Origin of the sequence: Haloarcula halobia (genome assembly GCF_029338255.1) — an archaeon.
GTDB lineage: Archaea > Halobacteriota > Halobacteria > Halobacteriales > Haloarculaceae > Haloarcula > Haloarcula halobia.
The window spans coordinates 1673710-1689782 of record NZ_CP119787.1; the positions used below are offsets into that span (position 1 = coordinate 1673710).

Here is a 16073-nt window from a genome sequence, read left to right on the forward strand (position 1 = left end):
ACTCACCCCTGTCCGCCCCGGTTCGCCGACAGGGCCTGCCAGGGCACGCGCCCCTGTTCCACGATGTTCGCCGGTTCGAGCGCCGGGTCGGTGAGCGTCACCCGCGCGAGGCCCACCGGCCCCGCACGCGGCGGTGCCAGGTTGTCGGGGGTCGACGTCTCGAAGGGTGCCTCCTCCACGTCGCCGACGACGACGCGGAGTGTCATCCCGAACCCCTCGTGGGGCGAACAGAGGATGTCGTAGACGCCCTCCGTCTCGAAGGCGTGGAGCCAGGTGCTCGGCACCGGGGCGCTTGCCTCCTCTTCTTCCTCGTCGCCGTTCTCGCCGTCCTCGTCGTCCTCACCGGCTTCCTCATCTTCGTCGTCCTCGTCGGCTTCCCCATCTTCGCCGGGTTCCGCGGGCGGTTCTATCTGGTCGTCGGCGATGGTGTCGGCTCGCCACCCCTGCAGCGGCGAGGAGAAGGCGTCCACGCCGACCGGGACGCGCCGCCGCATCCCGAACGCCGGGTGGTACGACACAACGTTGTGGTCGGGCGTCGTGAAGACGAACTTCACCACGTCGCCGGGCTGGACGTGGAGCCCGGTGGGCTGGAAGAAGAAGTCCGCCGGCCGCTCTGGGTTCGTCGGCGGGCCGGAGATGAGCGTCCGGACCGTGTGGACAGTCCCCGAACCGTGGTCCATCTCACCTTCCGCTCCCTCGTCGTCGTCTTCCTGGGCCATCGCGGCCCCGCCGAGGACCGACACTGCCGCGCCCGCGCCGATGGTCTTCATCACGTCGCGCCGGTACGGGCCGTGTGTGTCTCTCGACATGGCGCGTAGGCCGTCGAGCGGGTGATCTATTGTTATATACTTGATATTTTTTGCGCGCCGACAGCGAAGCACCGATTACTCTCGTTCTGCACTCGCTTACCGGTCGACAACGCGCTCTTACCACCGAGACGTCGAAGTACGGTGGCATCTGGGGCGTTCCCACACCGACTGGCGCCCGCTTCGCTGCCGGCTGGAAAGTGGGGCTTTCGGCCCGCCGTGACGCCGGCGCATCACTCAAGCCCCTCGGGACGCAACCGGAAGTATGGCTCCACAGGGGTCCGACGACCAGGTCTGTGCCGACTGTGGCGAGGCGGTCGACCCGAACGCGGTGCGCTGTCCGGTGTGTGACAGGCCGCTGCTCGCGAACCTCGACCCTGCGGCCGTCACGGCCCGCCTGGACGCGACGGGCGGCGACCTGGAGACGGCGCCGCGCTGGGCCGTGCTGTTGACCGGACTGGCGCTGGGCATCGCCATCGCGCCGCTCGTGACTTACGCCGTCGTCATCACCGTCGGCGGCGTCCCCCTGCCCCTGCTGGCCACCCTCGCGCTTCTCGGCTGGCTGGTCCCCGCGGCGTACCTCGCCCGTCTCCCGAACCCGAGCGCCGCGCTCGCCCGTGGCCTCTACCTGGTGGTCGGCGGGGTCGTCGCCGTCCTGGCCGCCGTCGTCGTCGACGCCGGGCGCGGCCAGTCGACCGTCGAGTCGAACGTCCTCGTCCTCGGCGTCGTCGCGCTGGCGGTACCGGCCGTCCTCGCGCTGGTGCTCGCCCGGCGCGTCGCCGCCCGTGCGGCCCGACAGGCCCGGGGCGAACCAGGCCGGTTCCACGAACTCGCGGGGCGAGCGCCGAGCGACCGCGATCAGCCCGACGAACCCGACTCCTGACGGCTCGCCCGACTCAGCCCCAGAACGATTGCGTCCGGGCGTACTCTCGCTCCTGGCGGAGGATGTCTCGGTAGAACTCGTCCTCGTCCTCGCGCAGGCGGTTGATGATACGTGCGGCGTTGTGCGGCCCGACCCCGCGGGCCGCCAGCGCGACGACGGCCCGGCGCCCGTGGGACTGGACCAGCGACCCGGCGCGGTAGGCCCGCTCGGTCATCTTCTCCTGTTCCTCGTCGCGCTCGTCGGCCCGGACCGCCGACACCACCTCGTCGGCCCACGGGTTCAGCGCCGCGATGCGGGTCGACCCACACTCCGGGCACTCGGGCTGGTCGCGCACCCGCTTTACCTGCTGTGTGCGGTCCCACCCCTTGCAGTGGAGACAGCACAGCAGGACGCGGTCGTTCTGGATGCGCTCGCGGACCGTCTGGATGACGCTCGCGTCGGCGTTCTCCGGTGAGAGGAGCTCCCGGCCCGAGGAGCGCCCACCCAGGCCCACCGGCGTGCGCTCGGCGACCGTCTCGAGGGCGATGTCCCCAGACTGCAGCGCCGCGAGGATCTCCGCGGCCGCGTCGACGGCGAGGTCCTCGTGTTTGACCTCCCGGAGCGCCTCGTCGTACATCGGCGTGTCCGCCAGCGCCGCCAGCAGGCGGTCCCGGCCGAAGTCGGTCGACCCGCGCCCGCGCCACCGCTTCAGCGACCCGAACTTGGTGGCGACCTGTGCGAGCTTGAACTTCAGCGCGTCGGCGTTCTTCAGGCTCAGGTCGACCAGCGCCGGGAGGTGGTCGGGGTCGGTCTCCTCTATCACCTCGACGACGTCGCCGGCCGTGATGCGCCGCGGGACCTCCAGTTCGATGCGGTACGGGTCCACCTCCATCGCGACCGAGGATCCGGCCCGCTGGCCCAGCAGTGCCGAGAGGACGCGCCCGAGCGTCTCGTTTATCTTGTGGCCGTAACAGGCGTTGAGCACGACGTCCCGCCCGTGGAACTCGACGAGGACGGTCCCGTCGTCGGGGATGGGGGCCTCGTGTCGCGCCAGGTCGGCGAGCCCCGTCTCGATCGTCTCGGCGCCCGCGTCGTATCGCGTCGCGAGGTGGGTCGCGACCGACACCGCGTCGGCGCCGTCCTGTAACTGGCGGCCGGCGACCCGCCGAACCTCGCCGACCTCCTGCGCGACGGCCCGCGGGACCGGAATCTCCGAGCCGACCCACGACGGGACCTCGCCGGCGGGGTCCTCGATGGGCGAGACGGTGACCGTCTCCTCCTCCTCGTCGATGGTCGTGATGCGCCACATCTCCCCGCGCTGGACGAACACCTCGCCCGGCGTGGCGAAGTTGACGACGAAGCGCTCGTCGAGCGTCCCGACCTGCTTGCCGGAGGCGACGTCCTCGACGTCGTAGGTCGCCTCGTCGGGGATCATCGAGAGGTTCTGGTAGAAGTACTGCCAGGTGCCCCGGCGCTTCTCGAGGGTGTCCCGTTCCTCGTCCAGCCAGACGACGTTGTTCGCCGCGAGTTCCCTGACGACGTCCTTGAACGCCGCCTCCCGGAGGTCCCGGAACGGGTACGCGCGGGTCAGTATCTCGTAGGCTTCCATCGCCCGTATCTCCCCGGTGTCCATGACCAGGCCCGCGACCTGGTTGGCGACCGTGTCGAGGCTGCCGTCGTGTATCTCGGCGGGTTCGACCTCGCCCTCGCGGGCCTGCCGGGCGATGGCCAGCCCCTCCAGCGTGTCGTCGGCGTGGGTCGTCACGACGGTGCCCGAGGAGACCTGGTCGCTCCGGTGGCCCGCCCGCCCCACGCGCTGGACGAGCCGCGAGACCTGCCGTGGGCTCCCGTACTGGACGACGTGGTCGACGTGGCCGACGTCGATGCCCAGCTCCATCGACGACGTACACAGCAGCGCGTCGAGTTCGCCGGCCTTGAAGCGGTCCTCCACGTCGATGCGGGCCTCCTTCGAGAGCGACCCGTGGTGGACCCCCAGGTCCGTGCCCAGTTCCTTGAACCGCGAGCCAAGCGCCTCGGCGGTCTGGCGGGTGTTGACGAACAGGAGCACCGAGTCGTGGGCCGCTATCAGGTCGTCGATGTAGCGGACGTGACTGGCCGTCTCGGCGTCGGTGACGAGTTTCTTCGACAGCTGTTCGTCGCGCTCGGTCACCGCCGGGCGGACCACCTCGACGTCGAGACGGCTCCCGATGTCTATCTCGACGATGGCACACGCCGACCCGCCCGTGAGGAACTGGCCGACCGCCTTCGGGTCGCCGACCGTCGCCGAGAGACCGATCCGCTGGAACTCCCCGGCGAGTTCGGCCAGGCGTTCCAGACCGACGGTCATCTGTGCGCCGCGTTTCGACGCCGCGAGTTCGTGCACCTCGTCGACGACGACGTGCGAGACGTCCGAGAGCGCCGTCCGCAACTTCGACCCGGTGAGCATGGCCTGGAGCGTCTCCGGCGTCGTGACCAGCACGTCCGGCGGGTCGTCGGCCTGCTGCTGTCGCTGGTAGTCGGTCGTGTCGCCGTGGCGGACGTCGACCTCGAGGCCGAGCGTCTCGCCCCACCAGTCCAGCCGCTGTCGCATGTCCCGGTTGAGCGCCCGGAGCGGCGTGATGTAGAGCGCGCCGATGCCGAACCGTTCCTCGTCCCGTGCCAGCGCGTCGAGCACCGGCAGCATCGCCGTCTCGGTCTTGCCGGTCCCGGTCGGCGCGACGACGAGGGTGTCGCGCCCGCTCACCAGCGTCGGAATCGCGCGCCGCTGTGGCTCGGTCGGCGTCGAGAACCCCCGCTCCGAGAGGGCGGCCCGGACCTGCTCGCCCAGCGCGGTGAACGCCGCCTCGCCCCGCACGGCCCCGTCAGTCATCGGGGCCGACTAGCCGCCGCAACTGGTTAAACACGTTGTGTCGACGGCGGCGCCGTCGACGCGAGTACCCGCTACACGAGCTCCGTCGGTGCGGTCACTCGCGCCCGTCGCGCTCGTCGTCCGCGTTCCGCTCCTCGCTCTGGTCGTCGTGCTCGCCCGGGAGCCGCTCGCGGCGCTCCTCGGCGGTCACCTCCACGGCTGTCGCGGTCCGCTTTGCCTCCGCGGCCTCCTCGACGGCAGCGTCCGCCGTCTCCTTCGCCCCGGTCGTCCTGTCCCGCACCTCGGCTGCCTCCCCGACGTGCTCGCCCGTCTCCTCGATGTCCGCCGCGGCCCCCTCGACCGTCTCCGCGGCCCCCTCGACCTCTTCGGCCGTCTCCTCTAACTCCGCCGCGGTCTCCTCGAGTTGTTCCGCGGCGTGTTCGAGTTCGGACGCTACCTGAGCGACTTCGGTCGTCCCGCGCTGGTAGACTCGACCGAGCACCACGAACTCGACGATTCCCGAGAGCACGAGGACAGCCACCGCGACGGCCGTCGCGACCCCGAGCACCGACGCGGCCTCGCTCCCAAGGGTCACCAGTCCCCCCTGGGCGGCGACGTAGACCACCGCCAGGGCCGCAGCGAGGACGAACATCGCGCGGACGAACAGCCGGTAGGCCCGTGCTCGCTCCCCGAACAACAGCGCCTCGAACCGGCTCCCGAGCCGACCGAACGGCGAGTCGTCTGGCATACCCTGACTGGAGGCCATCTGTCTATATAAGCGTTGGTGGGTATGTCCCGCCACCGGTGGGACGCTGACGGGGCGACCACATGTTCAAGGGCGTCCGGTGTGCACGGATGGTCATGTATCTCGCCGACGAGGCCTGGCCGGACCTCGAATCGTACTTCGACACCGAGTCGCTCGCGCTCGTCCCCCTGGGGTCGACCGAACAGCACGGCCCGCACCTCCCCGAGGGGACCGACCACATCATCGCCGAGTCCTTCGCCAGGGCCGCCGCCGAGCGGACCGGCTACCTCTGTACGCCGACCGTCGCCGTCGGCGTCAGCCCCCACCACCGCCAGTTCCACGGCACGATGTGGGCCGACCCGGGCCCGTTCCGGGACTACGTCGAGAGCCTCACCCGCAACCTCGCGTACCACGGCATCGACCGCGTCGTCTACGTCAACGCTCACGGCGGCAACGTCGAACACCTCCGCGAGGTGGGACGCCGACTCCGCGACGACGGCACGATGTACGCCCTGGAGTGGATGTGGGACGAGAGCATCACCGACCGCATCGAGGCCGCCTTCGAGCACCCGGGGCCCCACGGTGGTCCGAAGGAGACGGCGCTCATCCAGCACCTGGCCGACGACCTCGTCCACGAGGACCGCCTGGAGCAGGCCCGGGACGGTGGCCTCCGGGAGTTCGACGACGGGACGGGGCGCGTCCACGGCGCCCGGACGTTCTACGACGCGATCGACAACACGGAAAACGGGGTTCTGGGCGACCAGACGGACGCCAGCGCCGATGTCGGCGCCGAGCTGTTCGATGCCGCACTCGACCACCTCTGTCGGCTCTGCTCGTGGCTGGACGACCAGCCGGCCGGGGCACTGCTCCCGGCCGACCACGTGTGAGACGGTACTGCTCGGGTGACAACCGGCGACAACCCGGACGTGGTCCCCCTGCCGGATCAGGGCCTCACTGGCGACTCTCGACCTGCTTGGAGAGGTCCAGCCGTACCGGGTGCCCGCGAGGAGAGGGCGTCCTGTTCGCCTCCGGCCGACGCTCGGGAACGGGCGTCTCGGTCATCGAGAACTGCGTGCCACACTTACAGGTCACGCTCCCGCCGTGGTCGATGGTGAGCCAGGTATCGCACTCGGCACAGTAAATCTCTGTTTTCTCGCGGGTCATCGAACGGGTATCGTCCGCCTACGAACGTCAGTATACGCTGCTTACCCCCCCCATTATCTGCGGCAAAATCTGAACTTCGCCACTTTTCGTCGCGATGTCTCGGCTATCTTTCGCGCCGGTCCCTCCACAGACACGCTCTCCGGATGCGTGCACAGCTGGTACGTGTTACCGACGAAACTCGCTCTTACTTAGGTCACCGCCAGCGCCCCGTCGGTCAGACTCGCTGGTAGGGGCCGAGTCGGGTCCCGTCGAGCAGGAACGCCTCGGCGCCGTCGAGTGCGGCCGGGAGGAACGGCGCGAGGAAGTCCTGTCCCTCGACGTTCACCCAGATCCCGCCCGAGCGGTCGTTGAACGCCGGAAAGACGACGAGGTCGACGTCGGCCCCGACGGGGGCGTCGAAGGGGTCCTGGCCGAGTGGCCCCCGGAGCCAGGCGCGCTCCTTGCGGACGCCACCGACCTCGTCCTCCAGGCGGACCACCGGGTGCTCGTGGCCCATGCACACCACGTCGGCCGCGAGGACGTCCGGCGACGGCCAGGTGTGGCCGTGGACGAACCCCACGTCGCCGAGTCGCACGCCGTGGGCCGGCGCCATCGTCACGTCCGCGCCGATGACGTCTAGCACCCCCTCCAGGTCGCCGTCGTGGTTGCCCTTCACCAGCGTCACGGGGACGGCGAGCGCGTCGAACAGCGCGGTCAGTTCGGCCCGTTCCTCGGCGAACGGGTCACCGATAGCGTACCCGAGGTCGCCCAGGACCACGACGCGGTCCGGGGCCGTCCGGTCGACGAGGCCCGTCAGGCGGCGCCGCCGGTCCTCGGCCGCCGACGCGAGTTCGACCCCCTCGTAGCGCAGGCCGGCCTCGATGCCGGCGTGGTAGTCGGCGACGACGAGCAGTCGCTCGCCGTCGGCTTCGACCGTCGCTGCGGGGACGTCGGGGAGCGGTTCGACCGCCATCGCCCGGACGTTGGCGGGCACGCGAGAAAAGCGCCGCGTCTCAGATCGGGGTCAGCTTGCCGTCTTCGGGTTCGTAGCAGCGACCGCCCATCAACGCGTCCTGGATGGCGGCCTCGACGGCCGCCGGGTCGGCGCCGTGGCGGTCGGCGACGGCCGCGACCAGGTCCTCCCGGTCGGCGCCGCTGCCGTCGTCGAGGTCCGACATCGCCTCCATCACGGCGTCCTCGAGGTCGACGTCGTCCGCGTCCACGGTCTCCGAACCCGCCGCGTCCGCGGGTGCATCGTCGGTCGCCGGGTCGTCTGCCGGCACGTCCTCGCCCCCCGACTCCGGCGTGGCGCTTTCGTCCGTCGCTACAGTCGAGTCCTCGGCCGATTCGGCCGCGCGTTCGACCTCCTCCGCGCTCGGCGTCTCGATGTCGGCCTCCCCGGGGTCGTCGACGTCCGTCCCGCTCTGGAACTCCGTCCCGAACTCGGATTCGATCTGCTCGCGTTCGTCCTCGTCGAGTTCGAACTCGGGTTCGAAGTCCCCCAGGTCGTCGTCGGTTGCCGGTTCGTCCCCGGTGGTCGACTCGCCGGCGACGCCTGTGTCGGTCTCGTTCGCGGTCCCCGCATCGTCCGTTCCGGTGGCCGATTCCGGCGCGGAGTCGTCGCCCGTCTCGGTCCCGGGACTTCTCGCTGCCGTCTCGACCGACTCGTCCGCCCCGCCCGCCGAGGCCGGTTCCGTGGCCGATTCGGACGCGGTGGCGGCGGGTTCGCCGGGCTCGGCGTCGTGCTCGCTGTCCGCCGTGGGAGTCTCGGCACTCGCCCTCTCGTCGGTGGTCGTCGTCTCGGTGCCCGTCGCTTCGACGGGACCGGTGTCGGCTGCCTCGGCCCGGTCGCTCGCTGTGGATTCGGCCGAGGTCGGTTCCTCCGGACTCGACGCCGGCTCTGCACTCGACTCGAGCGCCTCCGCGTCGCTGGTCGAGACGGTCACCGATTCACTGCCGTCGGCCGTCGGCGCGGCCGGCTCGGGCTCCAGGTCCGCCTCGCCGTCCGGTACCGATACCTCGACATCGGCGAGCAGCGGAATCGGGTCGTCAGTGCCGTCGTCGGGGCGCATCGACACGCCGCGGGCCTCGTCTCGCTCGCCGGTGACGACGCGGGCCGCGTCGAGCGCCGTCTCCCGGAGCGCCTGGAGGTACTCGCCCGTGGTGCCGTAGTGGTCGAGCGCCAGCGTGACGCCGGCGGCCTGGGCCTCGGTGTACCCGCTGTTCTCGAGGGCCGTCCGCAGCTGGCCGCCTGCGAGGCCGGTCTGCTTGGCGCTGGCCAGCAGGCCGACGCGCTCGACGGTCTGCTCGGCGGCCTGGACCACCCAGCGGTCACGCGTCTCGGCGTCGACCTCGCTGATGCTCTCCGGGCGAATCGAGGTGTACACCCGGTCGCTGTCGTCCGGTTCGAAGGTCCGTGCCTTGCCCGTCACCGCGACGAACAGCGGCGGCTCGGCCGACTCGAGGAACCCCAGCGCCTCGGGCTGGTACTGCCCGGCGTAGACGACGAAGGCGCCGGTCGAGTCGGCGACCCGCGCGCGGAGCACCTCCTGGTTGACGGACTCGACTTCGGTCAGCACCCCGACGGCGAACAGGCGGTTGACCCGCGCGCCGGTCGGCGTGACGACGTAGTTGGGGGCGCGCTCCTCGTCCGATTCGGAGTACGAGAAGTCGGCGTCGTCGAACTCCGTGGCGAACAGGCGGCAGGCGACCTCTCGCAGTCGCGGCTGGTCGTCGCCGTTCGCGCTCATGTGTCCACCTCCGCGAGGAAGGCCGCGGCACGTTCGGCCGGGTCCTCGGCGGCCGCCTCGAACGACGAGGCGTTGTGGTTGACGCCGTACTCGTCGATGGACAGCGACCCGCGGACGACGAACTCCCGACCCACGATGCGGTCGGCGATGCGGTCCGCGACGACGGACTTGTCCATCGCATCGCGTGCGTGGTCGCGCGCCTCGTCGATGTCACCGCCGTAGACGGTCGCCGTCAGGTCGGCGTCGAGGATGACCGTCGCGGTGGCCGTCCCGTCGTCGAGGATGGCCTTCGTCCGGAGGTCGTCCTCGCCCTCGACGGTGCCGTGGGTCCGACACTGGTCGTTCTGGATGACGCGACCACACTCCGGACAGCGCTCGATGAGGCCCGACCCGTCGCGCACCTCGATGACGTTCCCTCGCAGTTCGACGTCGAACAGCCCGCCGCTGTCGACGGCCTCGCGGATGGGCATCCGCGGGGCGCTGTCGGTGGCGTTCATCGGCGTCTCCAGCGCCGTGACCGTCGAGAACTCGGAGAGGTTGATCGCCGGTGCGCTGCGGAACTCGCGGACGAACGACTCCTCGATCCGGACCGACGCCCCCTCGCTGAGCTCGTCGTGGGGCTGCCAGTCGGTGAAGGGCGTCCTGGCGCTCTCGTCGCCGAGGACGCCGCTCAGGATGGTCGTCTCGCCGTCGCGGCCGTCGATGACCTTCTCCTCGCACTCCAGTACTTCGACCTCGACGTTGATGCCGCGGTCCCCGGGCGTGACCTCGCTCAGCTGCCGGTCGCCGCCGACGCGGGCGTCGACCGTGAGGTCGTCCTCGGGGACCGTCGCCCGCGTACCGTCGCCGAGGTTGAGCTCCGGCTGGCCCTCGTACTCGCGGAGGCTGACGTTCTCCAGCCTGAGCGTCTGCCCCGGCTCCAGGTCGCCCTCGAACCCGTCCCAGGCCGTATAGGAGATGGTCCCGGTCTCGTCGGCGAGTTTGCCCTCGCGGATGACGTGTTCCTCGTCGTTGTACTGGATGGTCCGGTGGCCGGCGGTCAACACGACCGCGGTGACGGTCACGTTCGAATCGCCGGGGGTCACGTCCGCGATGGGCTTGCGCTGCCCGGCGCCGTCGCTGCTTCCGGCCCCGCTCCCGTACTTCCGACGGACGCTCTGTTTGGCCTCGTCCATCGGTACCGAGTAGCTGACGAGTTTCTCTAAGTGCTGTGTGACCTCCTCTTTGTCGACGCCGAGGTCGGAGGCGAGTTCCTCGGCATGGTCTTCGAGAGACATCGAACGGTGGTTCGGCGGGGGCAGGGAAAAGGGTTTGCGAGGCTGTCTGGCCGTCGGTGGCGGTGGCTGGCGGCGCGGCCCACAACGGCAGCGACCCGACGAACTACTGTCGACCGACGTACCAGTTTCCCCTACGCTTATTTACCAGAATGGCATCGCTGTGCGTATGGGTCACACGTGCAACCCGGCCCGGGTCACCTGGGTGTGCACCGGAAGCGACGGCGATTCCAGCGACGGCAGACCGGACGGGCGCCGGGGGGACTGACGTGGCCGGAATCTTCGGATCGAAGCCGTCGGACGCTCACGTCATCTGGCGGACCGGCCGGGACGACGACGGCACGAAGAAGTTCGACTTCGAGTACCTGCGTCTCTGGGCCGCCCACTACGGGGTCGACTACGAGCAGTGGACGCGGACCGACCACGAGCGGAGCGACGAATCCCGGGCCCAGCACGCCTGCGTGTTCAACTGGTCGACGACCGGCGGCCAGGAGATAACCATCGGCGACTCGAACTGGTCGATGGGCCAGCAGCGCAAACCCCGGACGTTCGTCGAGATCGACGAGGCTGGCGTCGCTCGCATCCAGGGCTGGTCGACCGAGGCCATCCTCGACGTGGGCGAACTCGTCGTCGACGGGCCGACGTTCGACCTGAAGACGGTCGACGGGGCGGTCAAGACGCTGGACGCGACGGTCCTGGCGGACCCGCCCGACACCGACTCCGAGTGAGACCGGCCCGGGGGCGGCGGTGAACCGGCACCTTTGTGTGTGCCGTATGCGGATGGCCCACGTATGTCGCGAGGTGACGAGAACGAACAGAGTTCGGTGGAGGACTCGCTGGACATCGACGTCGGTGAGAGGCCGGACGGGGGCCCCGACATCGAGTTCTACGGTGGCACGCTGGTCAGCGGACTGCCGATAGGATTGTTCATCGTCTGGGCCATCGTCCAGAGCGGCCTGTTTGGCATCTCCGATACTACGGGACTGGTCGCGGGGATGTTGCTCGCGCTCATCGTCGGCATGTTCTTCGTGAAAGGCGACTGGAAGACCTACGCGAACACCATCTTCGAGGGGATGACCCAGCGGGTCGCGGCGACGGCCATCGTCGCCTGGCTGTGGGCCGGGATGTTCTCGGCGACCATCCAGGCCGGCGGGTTCGTCGGTGGCCTCGTCTGGGCGGCAAACGCGATCGACATCGGCGCGGCGCTGTTCCCCGCCGCGACGTTCGTCCTGGCCGCGCTGCTGGCGACGGGCATCGGCACCGGCTACGGGACCACCGTCGCCTTCACGACGCTCTTTTTCCCGGCGGGCATCCTCCTGGGGGCGAGCCCGGTGCTCGTCTTCGGGGCCATCCTCTCGGGGGCCGTCTTCGGCGACAACCTCGCGCCCGTCAGCGACACCACCATCGTCAGCGCCGTCACCCAGGACTCGGATATCGGCGGCGTCGTTGCCTCGCGGTTCAAGTACGCCATCCTCCCGGCCATCGTCGCGCTCGGGGCGTACGTCGTCGCCGGGTCCGTGATGCCGGGCATCGACGTCGCCGGCGACGCGCGACAGGTGTTCGTCGAGAGCGCCACCCCGGCCGGCTTGCTCCACCTGGTCTCGATGGGCGTCGTCATCGCCACGGCCGTCAGAGGCCGCCACATCGTCGAAGCCATCTCGTGGGGTCTGGTCGTCGCCGTAGCCGCGAACCTCGTCTTCGGCCTGGCGAGCATCCCCGAGATGCTCGTCTTCCGGGCCCCGGCGCGCTCGGGCGTCGCCCAGTCGCTCTCGTCGCTCCCAGTCGTGGAAATCGTCGACGCCAGCGCCTCGCCGAGTGTCGGCGGCAGCATCTACACCGGCGCGCAGGGGTTCTTCCCGCTCATCGTCCTCACCCTGCTCATCGTCGCCGGCGCGCGCATCATGATTCGCGGCGGCGGGTTCGCCGCCCTCCAGGACTGGCTGCTCGACCACGTCGCGACGACGGTCACGCGCGCCGAGACCACCATGGTCCTGGGGACGGCGACGGTCAACGCGATGATCACGATCAACACGGCCGCCGAGATCGCTATCGCGCCCTACGTCTCGACCATCGGCCGGCGGTTCAACCTCAACGGCTACCGCCGGGCGAACATCCTGGACGCCAACACCTCGGCGCTCGGCTACATCTTCCCGTGGGCCGGCGGCGTGCTGGTCGGTATCGCGGCCATGCAGGGCCTGCCCGACGCCTACCCGTGGTTCGAGACGTCGATGCTGGTCAACCCGGTCGCCGTCGTGCCCTACGTCTTCCACGGGTGGTTGCTCCTGGTGACCTTCCTGCTTGCCGCCTGGACCGGGTTCGGCCGCGAGTACGTCTCCGACCGCGAGTCCGAGGAGGTCGCGCGGGTATGAGTCTTCTCGAGAAGTACTTCGCCGGCTGGCGGTTCCGGTCGAAGACGCCGGACTTCGACCGGGGGAGCGAACTCGTCGCCTTCGTCACGCGCTCCGACGGCGAGACGAGCGTCGTCCGCATCGGTGACTCCCTGCTCACGCTGGACCGGCACGTCCCCGCGGACACGCGGGTTCGCCTCCGCGTCACCGAGTTCGACACCGCGTCCCACGAGGGGCGGGCCGAGCTGCTCGAGACGCTCGACACCGCTACCTTCTGAGACGCCCGGAACCGAAAGGCGGTTTTGAGACAGGGTGGTACGGTCCGGTATGCACGTCGTCGTCAACGCCGCGATGAGCGCCGACGGGAAGCTCTCCTCGCGGCGTCGCGAGCAGATCGCCATCTCCGGCCCCGAGGACTTCGACCGGGTCGACCAGCTGCGGGCCGACTGCGACGCCGTGATGGTGGGCGTCGGGACCGTCCTCGCCGACGATCCCTCGCTGACGGTGGAAGACGCCGACCGGCGGGCCGGGCGCCGCGAACGCGGCGACCCGTCGAACCCCGCTCGTATCGTCGCCGACTCCCACGTCCGGACGCCGCCCGAGGCGACGGTGCTGGACGGCCGGGCCGAGACCTACCTGCTGGTCAGCCGTGCCGCCCCGACCGACTTCGTCGAACAGATGGAGGAGGCGGGCGCGTACGTCCTCGCGGCGGGCGAGGACCGGGTCGACCTCACCACGGCGCTGGGCAAACTCGAGGGCGAGGGCATCGAGACGCTGCTGGTCGAGGGCGGCGGCGAGCTGATATTCGGTCTCGTAGAGGAGGGACTGGTCGACGAGCTCTCGGTGTTCGTGGGGCCGACACTCATCGGTGGCCGGGATGCGCCGACGCTGGCCGACGGCGACGGGTTCACCGAGGGGTTCCCGGAACTCGACCTCGAGAGCGTCCAGCGCCTCGACGACGGCGTCCTGCTGACCTGGTCGGTCTGAGGGTCACTCGAACACCGGAGGGTCGGCGAACCCGGTGGTACCCAATGGCCACAGCCGTGGCCATGCCGACCGATGTCGATGCCATCGACCGGGCCGGCAGGCGCGCGGCGTACCTCTCCGCGGAGTGATCCACCGACCCGGTGGTACCGCAGACCCAGGCGCTCTGCTACGTCGGGGTACAGCTCGAACGGATCGCAAACGCATTGGAGACCGACGGCGGGACTGACTCACGGCCCGTCGGGTGGCGATACGTGGCCGACTGCGCTGTCCGGGTGACCCCGCTCAGTGGTCGTGGCCGGTCAGCTCACCGAAGGTGGTCCCGAACCGCTCCTCGAACAGGTCGAGCGTCTGTTCCTCGAGGGCGGCGATCTCCGCGTCCGGTTCGCCCTGGGCGTGGTGGACCGCGCTGTGGATGCGCTGTGCGAGGCCGAACATCGCGAGGTCGCCGATGACCTGGGGGTCCGACTCGCCCGGTTCCTCCCGCAGGATCTCGAGGAGGTCGGCCGGGACCGTCAGCTCGTCTGTGGCGTCGTCCGTCTCGATCGTCAGCGTGACAGTGTCGCTTGCCATGGCCGTCGGTTCGCGGACCCGACGGAAGGGTCTGTCGGGTGCGAGGCCGGCGACCGGCGCCCGTCAGGCCGTGACCGGGTCGACCTCGGGGTCCGTCGCGACGGTCCCGTCTTCGATGCGGGCCCGCAACGCCTCGTTCATCTGTTCGAAGCCCTCGGTGACGTCCGCGGCATCGAGGAACAGGCCGACGAGGACGCCGGAGAACGACTCGCGGTGGTGGACTCGCGTGTGGTCGTCGTCGACGCGTTCCAGGCGGAACTCGTGGCGCCCGTCGAAGAGGCCGGGGACCAGCAGGTGGCCGAGCCACTCGAGGCGCTCGCCCGGCACTGCCGCCGTCACGCGCGGCTTGAAGGTCATGGTGCGACCGTCCGGCGGGTCGAGGCGGACGCGCAGTCGCTCGCCCTCGGCGACGGTCCCCGAGATTTCTCTGACGAACGGGTTCCAGTCGCCGTAGGATCCGAAGTCGGTCAGCACGTCCCAAACGGCCTCGGTCGGCGCCGCGATGTCGATACTCGTTTCGATGGTATTCATGTCGTCCAAGACGACCGCCGAGGAGATAAATCAGTAGTGAGAGCGATTCGCAGTGCGCGTCGGTCGGCGGGCAACCGGTCGTCAGTCGTCGGCCTGCGCCGCCGCTTCCGACTCCGCTCCAGCCTCGGTCGCCTCGAGGTCCTCGAGGTAGTCGTCGGCGTCGAGTGCGGCCTTCGAGCCGTCGCCGGCGGCGGTGACCGCCTGTTGGTAGTGGAAGTCGACGACGTCCCCGGCTGCGAAGATGCCCTCGACGTCCGTGGCCGTCTGTCCGGCGCCCTTGCCGCCCTTCGCGACGACGTAGCCCGTCTCGTCGAGTTCGACGCCGGTGTCCTCGAGGTACTCGGTGTTGGGCGTGTGGCCGATGGCGACGAACACCGCGCCGACGTCCAGCTCGTACTGCTCGGTCGCCGGGTCGTCGAGCTTCTCCGACGGGTAGCCCTCCGGGTTCTCGGCGAGGGTGACGTGGTCGACGCCCTCCTCGGCCGAGCCGTGGACCTCGAGCAGCTCCGTGTCGCGGAGGAGCTCGATCTCGCCCTCGTCGACCTTCGCCTGGACCTTGTCGATCCAGTAGTCCTCGGCGCGGAAGTTCTCGCGCCGGTGGGCGACGTACACCTTGTTCGCGAACTTCGTGAGGAAGTGGGCCTCCTCCATCGCGGCGTCGCCGCCGCCGACGACCAGCATGTCCTCGCCCCGGAAGAACGCGCCGTCGCAGGTCGCACACGTCGAGACGCCGTAGCCCATCAGCTCGTCCTCGCCGGGCACGCCCAGCGTCCGCGCGCTGGCTCCCGACGCGGCGATGAACGCGTCGGTCGTGTAGACGGTCCCGTCGCGCAGCTCGACGCGGAACGGGCGCTCGCTGTCGTCGATGTCGGTGACGATGCCGTGGTCGATCTCGGTACCGAACCGCTTGGCCTGTTCTTTCATCCGGTTGATGAGGTCCGGGCCGGAGAGCCCCTCGGGGAACCCCGGGTAGTTCTCGACTTCGCTCGTCAGGGTCAGCTGGCCGCCCGGTTCGTCGCCCTCGAGGACGAGCGGGTCGTTGTTGCTTCGCGCCGCGTAGATGGCGGCTGTCAGCCCTGCGATTCCCGACCCAGCGATGATGAGCCGTCGGTGGTCGACTTCCTCGGTCATAGGACTCAGTACTCTCTACGCCGGTAACTATTTTGCGCTGTCCTGTCGGCCCCACACACGGCCGCCGACACGCTTAGG

16 protein-coding genes are annotated in these 16073 nt (G+C 69.9%); 6 read left to right on the forward strand and 10 right to left on the reverse strand.

Going from position 1 to position 16073, the window contains the following annotated elements:
- Positions 1-2: 2 nt before the first annotated feature.
- Positions 3-809, reverse strand: a complete 807-nt coding sequence (locus tag P1K88_RS08905; RefSeq protein ID WP_276414098.1) for a plastocyanin/azurin family copper-binding protein — start codon at positions 807-809, stop codon at positions 3-5.
- 262 nt (positions 810-1071) lie between these two features.
- On the opposite strand from P1K88_RS08905, the gene P1K88_RS08910 reads away from it, so the two are divergent.
- Positions 1072-1689 carry a zinc ribbon domain-containing protein gene (locus P1K88_RS08910; RefSeq protein WP_276414099.1) on the forward strand — a complete coding sequence of 206 codons (618 nt, stop codon included), beginning with the start codon at positions 1072-1074 and terminating at the stop codon, positions 1687-1689.
- Positions 1690-1702: 13 nt separating this feature from the next.
- Here the strand turns inward: P1K88_RS08910 and P1K88_RS08915 are convergent, their stop codons facing one another.
- A complete protein-coding gene (locus tag P1K88_RS08915; protein WP_276414100.1) occupies positions 1703-4537 on the reverse strand; it encodes a DEAD/DEAH box helicase in 2835 nt (944 codons plus the stop codon).
- 94 nt (positions 4538-4631) lie between these two features.
- Entirely contained in the window at positions 4632-5264 is a 633-nt protein-coding gene (locus P1K88_RS08920) for a hypothetical protein (protein WP_276409837.1), read from the reverse strand.
- Between the two features lie 113 nt (positions 5265-5377).
- Between P1K88_RS08920 and P1K88_RS08925 the strand changes: the two genes are divergently transcribed.
- Complete coding sequence (locus P1K88_RS08925; RefSeq protein ID WP_276414135.1) at positions 5378-6148, forward strand: creatininase family protein; 771 nt, start codon at positions 5378-5380, stop codon at positions 6146-6148.
- 64 nt (positions 6149-6212) lie between these two features.
- Here the strand turns inward: P1K88_RS08925 and P1K88_RS08930 are convergent, their stop codons facing one another.
- The 4 genes from P1K88_RS08930 to P1K88_RS08945 all read right to left on the reverse strand — a co-directional run bounded on the left by P1K88_RS08930 (position 6213) and on the right by P1K88_RS08945 (position 10431).
- A complete protein-coding gene (locus P1K88_RS08930) occupies positions 6213-6425 on the reverse strand; it encodes a hypothetical protein (protein WP_276409838.1) in 213 nt (70 codons plus the stop codon).
- Positions 6426-6639: 214 nt separating this feature from the next.
- Positions 6640-7377 (reverse strand): metallophosphoesterase, encoded by a 738-nt coding sequence (locus P1K88_RS08935; RefSeq protein ID WP_276409839.1) that lies wholly within the window; start codon positions 7375-7377, stop codon positions 6640-6642.
- 40 nt (positions 7378-7417) lie between these two features.
- Positions 7418-9154, reverse strand: coding sequence for a hypothetical protein (locus tag P1K88_RS08940; protein ID WP_276409840.1), 1737 nt, complete (start codon positions 9152-9154; stop codon positions 7418-7420).
- Positions 9151-10431 carry a Single-stranded DNA binding protein gene (locus tag P1K88_RS08945; protein ID WP_276409841.1) on the reverse strand — a complete coding sequence of 427 codons (1281 nt, stop codon included), beginning with the start codon at positions 10429-10431 and terminating at the stop codon, positions 9151-9153. The genes P1K88_RS08940 and P1K88_RS08945 overlap by 4 nt, the downstream gene beginning before the upstream one ends.
- 266 nt (positions 10432-10697) lie before the next feature.
- Between P1K88_RS08945 and P1K88_RS08950 the strand changes: the two genes are divergently transcribed.
- The 4 genes from P1K88_RS08950 (at position 10698) to P1K88_RS08965 (ending at position 13763) form a co-directional block, all read left to right on the forward strand.
- Positions 10698-11156 (forward strand): hypothetical protein, encoded by a 459-nt coding sequence (locus P1K88_RS08950; protein ID WP_276409842.1) that lies wholly within the window; start codon positions 10698-10700, stop codon positions 11154-11156.
- A 63-nt stretch (positions 11157-11219) separates the two neighbouring features.
- Positions 11220-12797, forward strand: coding sequence for a Na+/H+ antiporter NhaC family protein (locus tag P1K88_RS08955; protein ID WP_276409843.1), 1578 nt, complete (start codon positions 11220-11222; stop codon positions 12795-12797).
- Positions 12794-13054 carry a DUF7513 family protein gene (locus P1K88_RS08960; protein WP_276409844.1) on the forward strand — a complete coding sequence of 87 codons (261 nt, stop codon included), beginning with the start codon at positions 12794-12796 and terminating at the stop codon, positions 13052-13054. The genes P1K88_RS08955 and P1K88_RS08960 overlap by 4 nt, the downstream gene beginning before the upstream one ends.
- Positions 13055-13103: 49 nt before the next feature.
- On the forward strand, positions 13104-13763 hold the full coding sequence (locus tag P1K88_RS08965; protein ID WP_276409845.1) for a 2,5-diamino-6-(ribosylamino)-4(3H)-pyrimidinone 5'-phosphate reductase: 660 nt from the start codon (positions 13104-13106) through the stop codon (positions 13761-13763).
- 282 nt (positions 13764-14045) lie between these two features.
- On the opposite strand, the gene P1K88_RS08970 is transcribed toward P1K88_RS08965, so the two are convergent.
- From P1K88_RS08970 to P1K88_RS08980, 3 genes are all read right to left on the reverse strand, one after another.
- Entirely contained in the window at positions 14046-14333 is a 288-nt protein-coding gene (locus P1K88_RS08970; RefSeq protein ID WP_276409846.1) for a DUF7545 family protein, read from the reverse strand.
- A 63-nt stretch (positions 14334-14396) separates the two neighbouring features.
- Positions 14397-14864, reverse strand: coding sequence for an SRPBCC domain-containing protein (locus P1K88_RS08975; RefSeq protein WP_276409847.1), 468 nt, complete (start codon positions 14862-14864; stop codon positions 14397-14399).
- Between the two features lie 81 nt (positions 14865-14945).
- Positions 14946-15995: an NAD(P)/FAD-dependent oxidoreductase gene (locus P1K88_RS08980; RefSeq protein WP_276409848.1), complete on the reverse strand. Its 1050-nt coding sequence runs from the start codon at positions 15993-15995 to the stop codon at positions 14946-14948.
- Between the last annotated feature and the right edge of the window lie 78 nt (positions 15996-16073).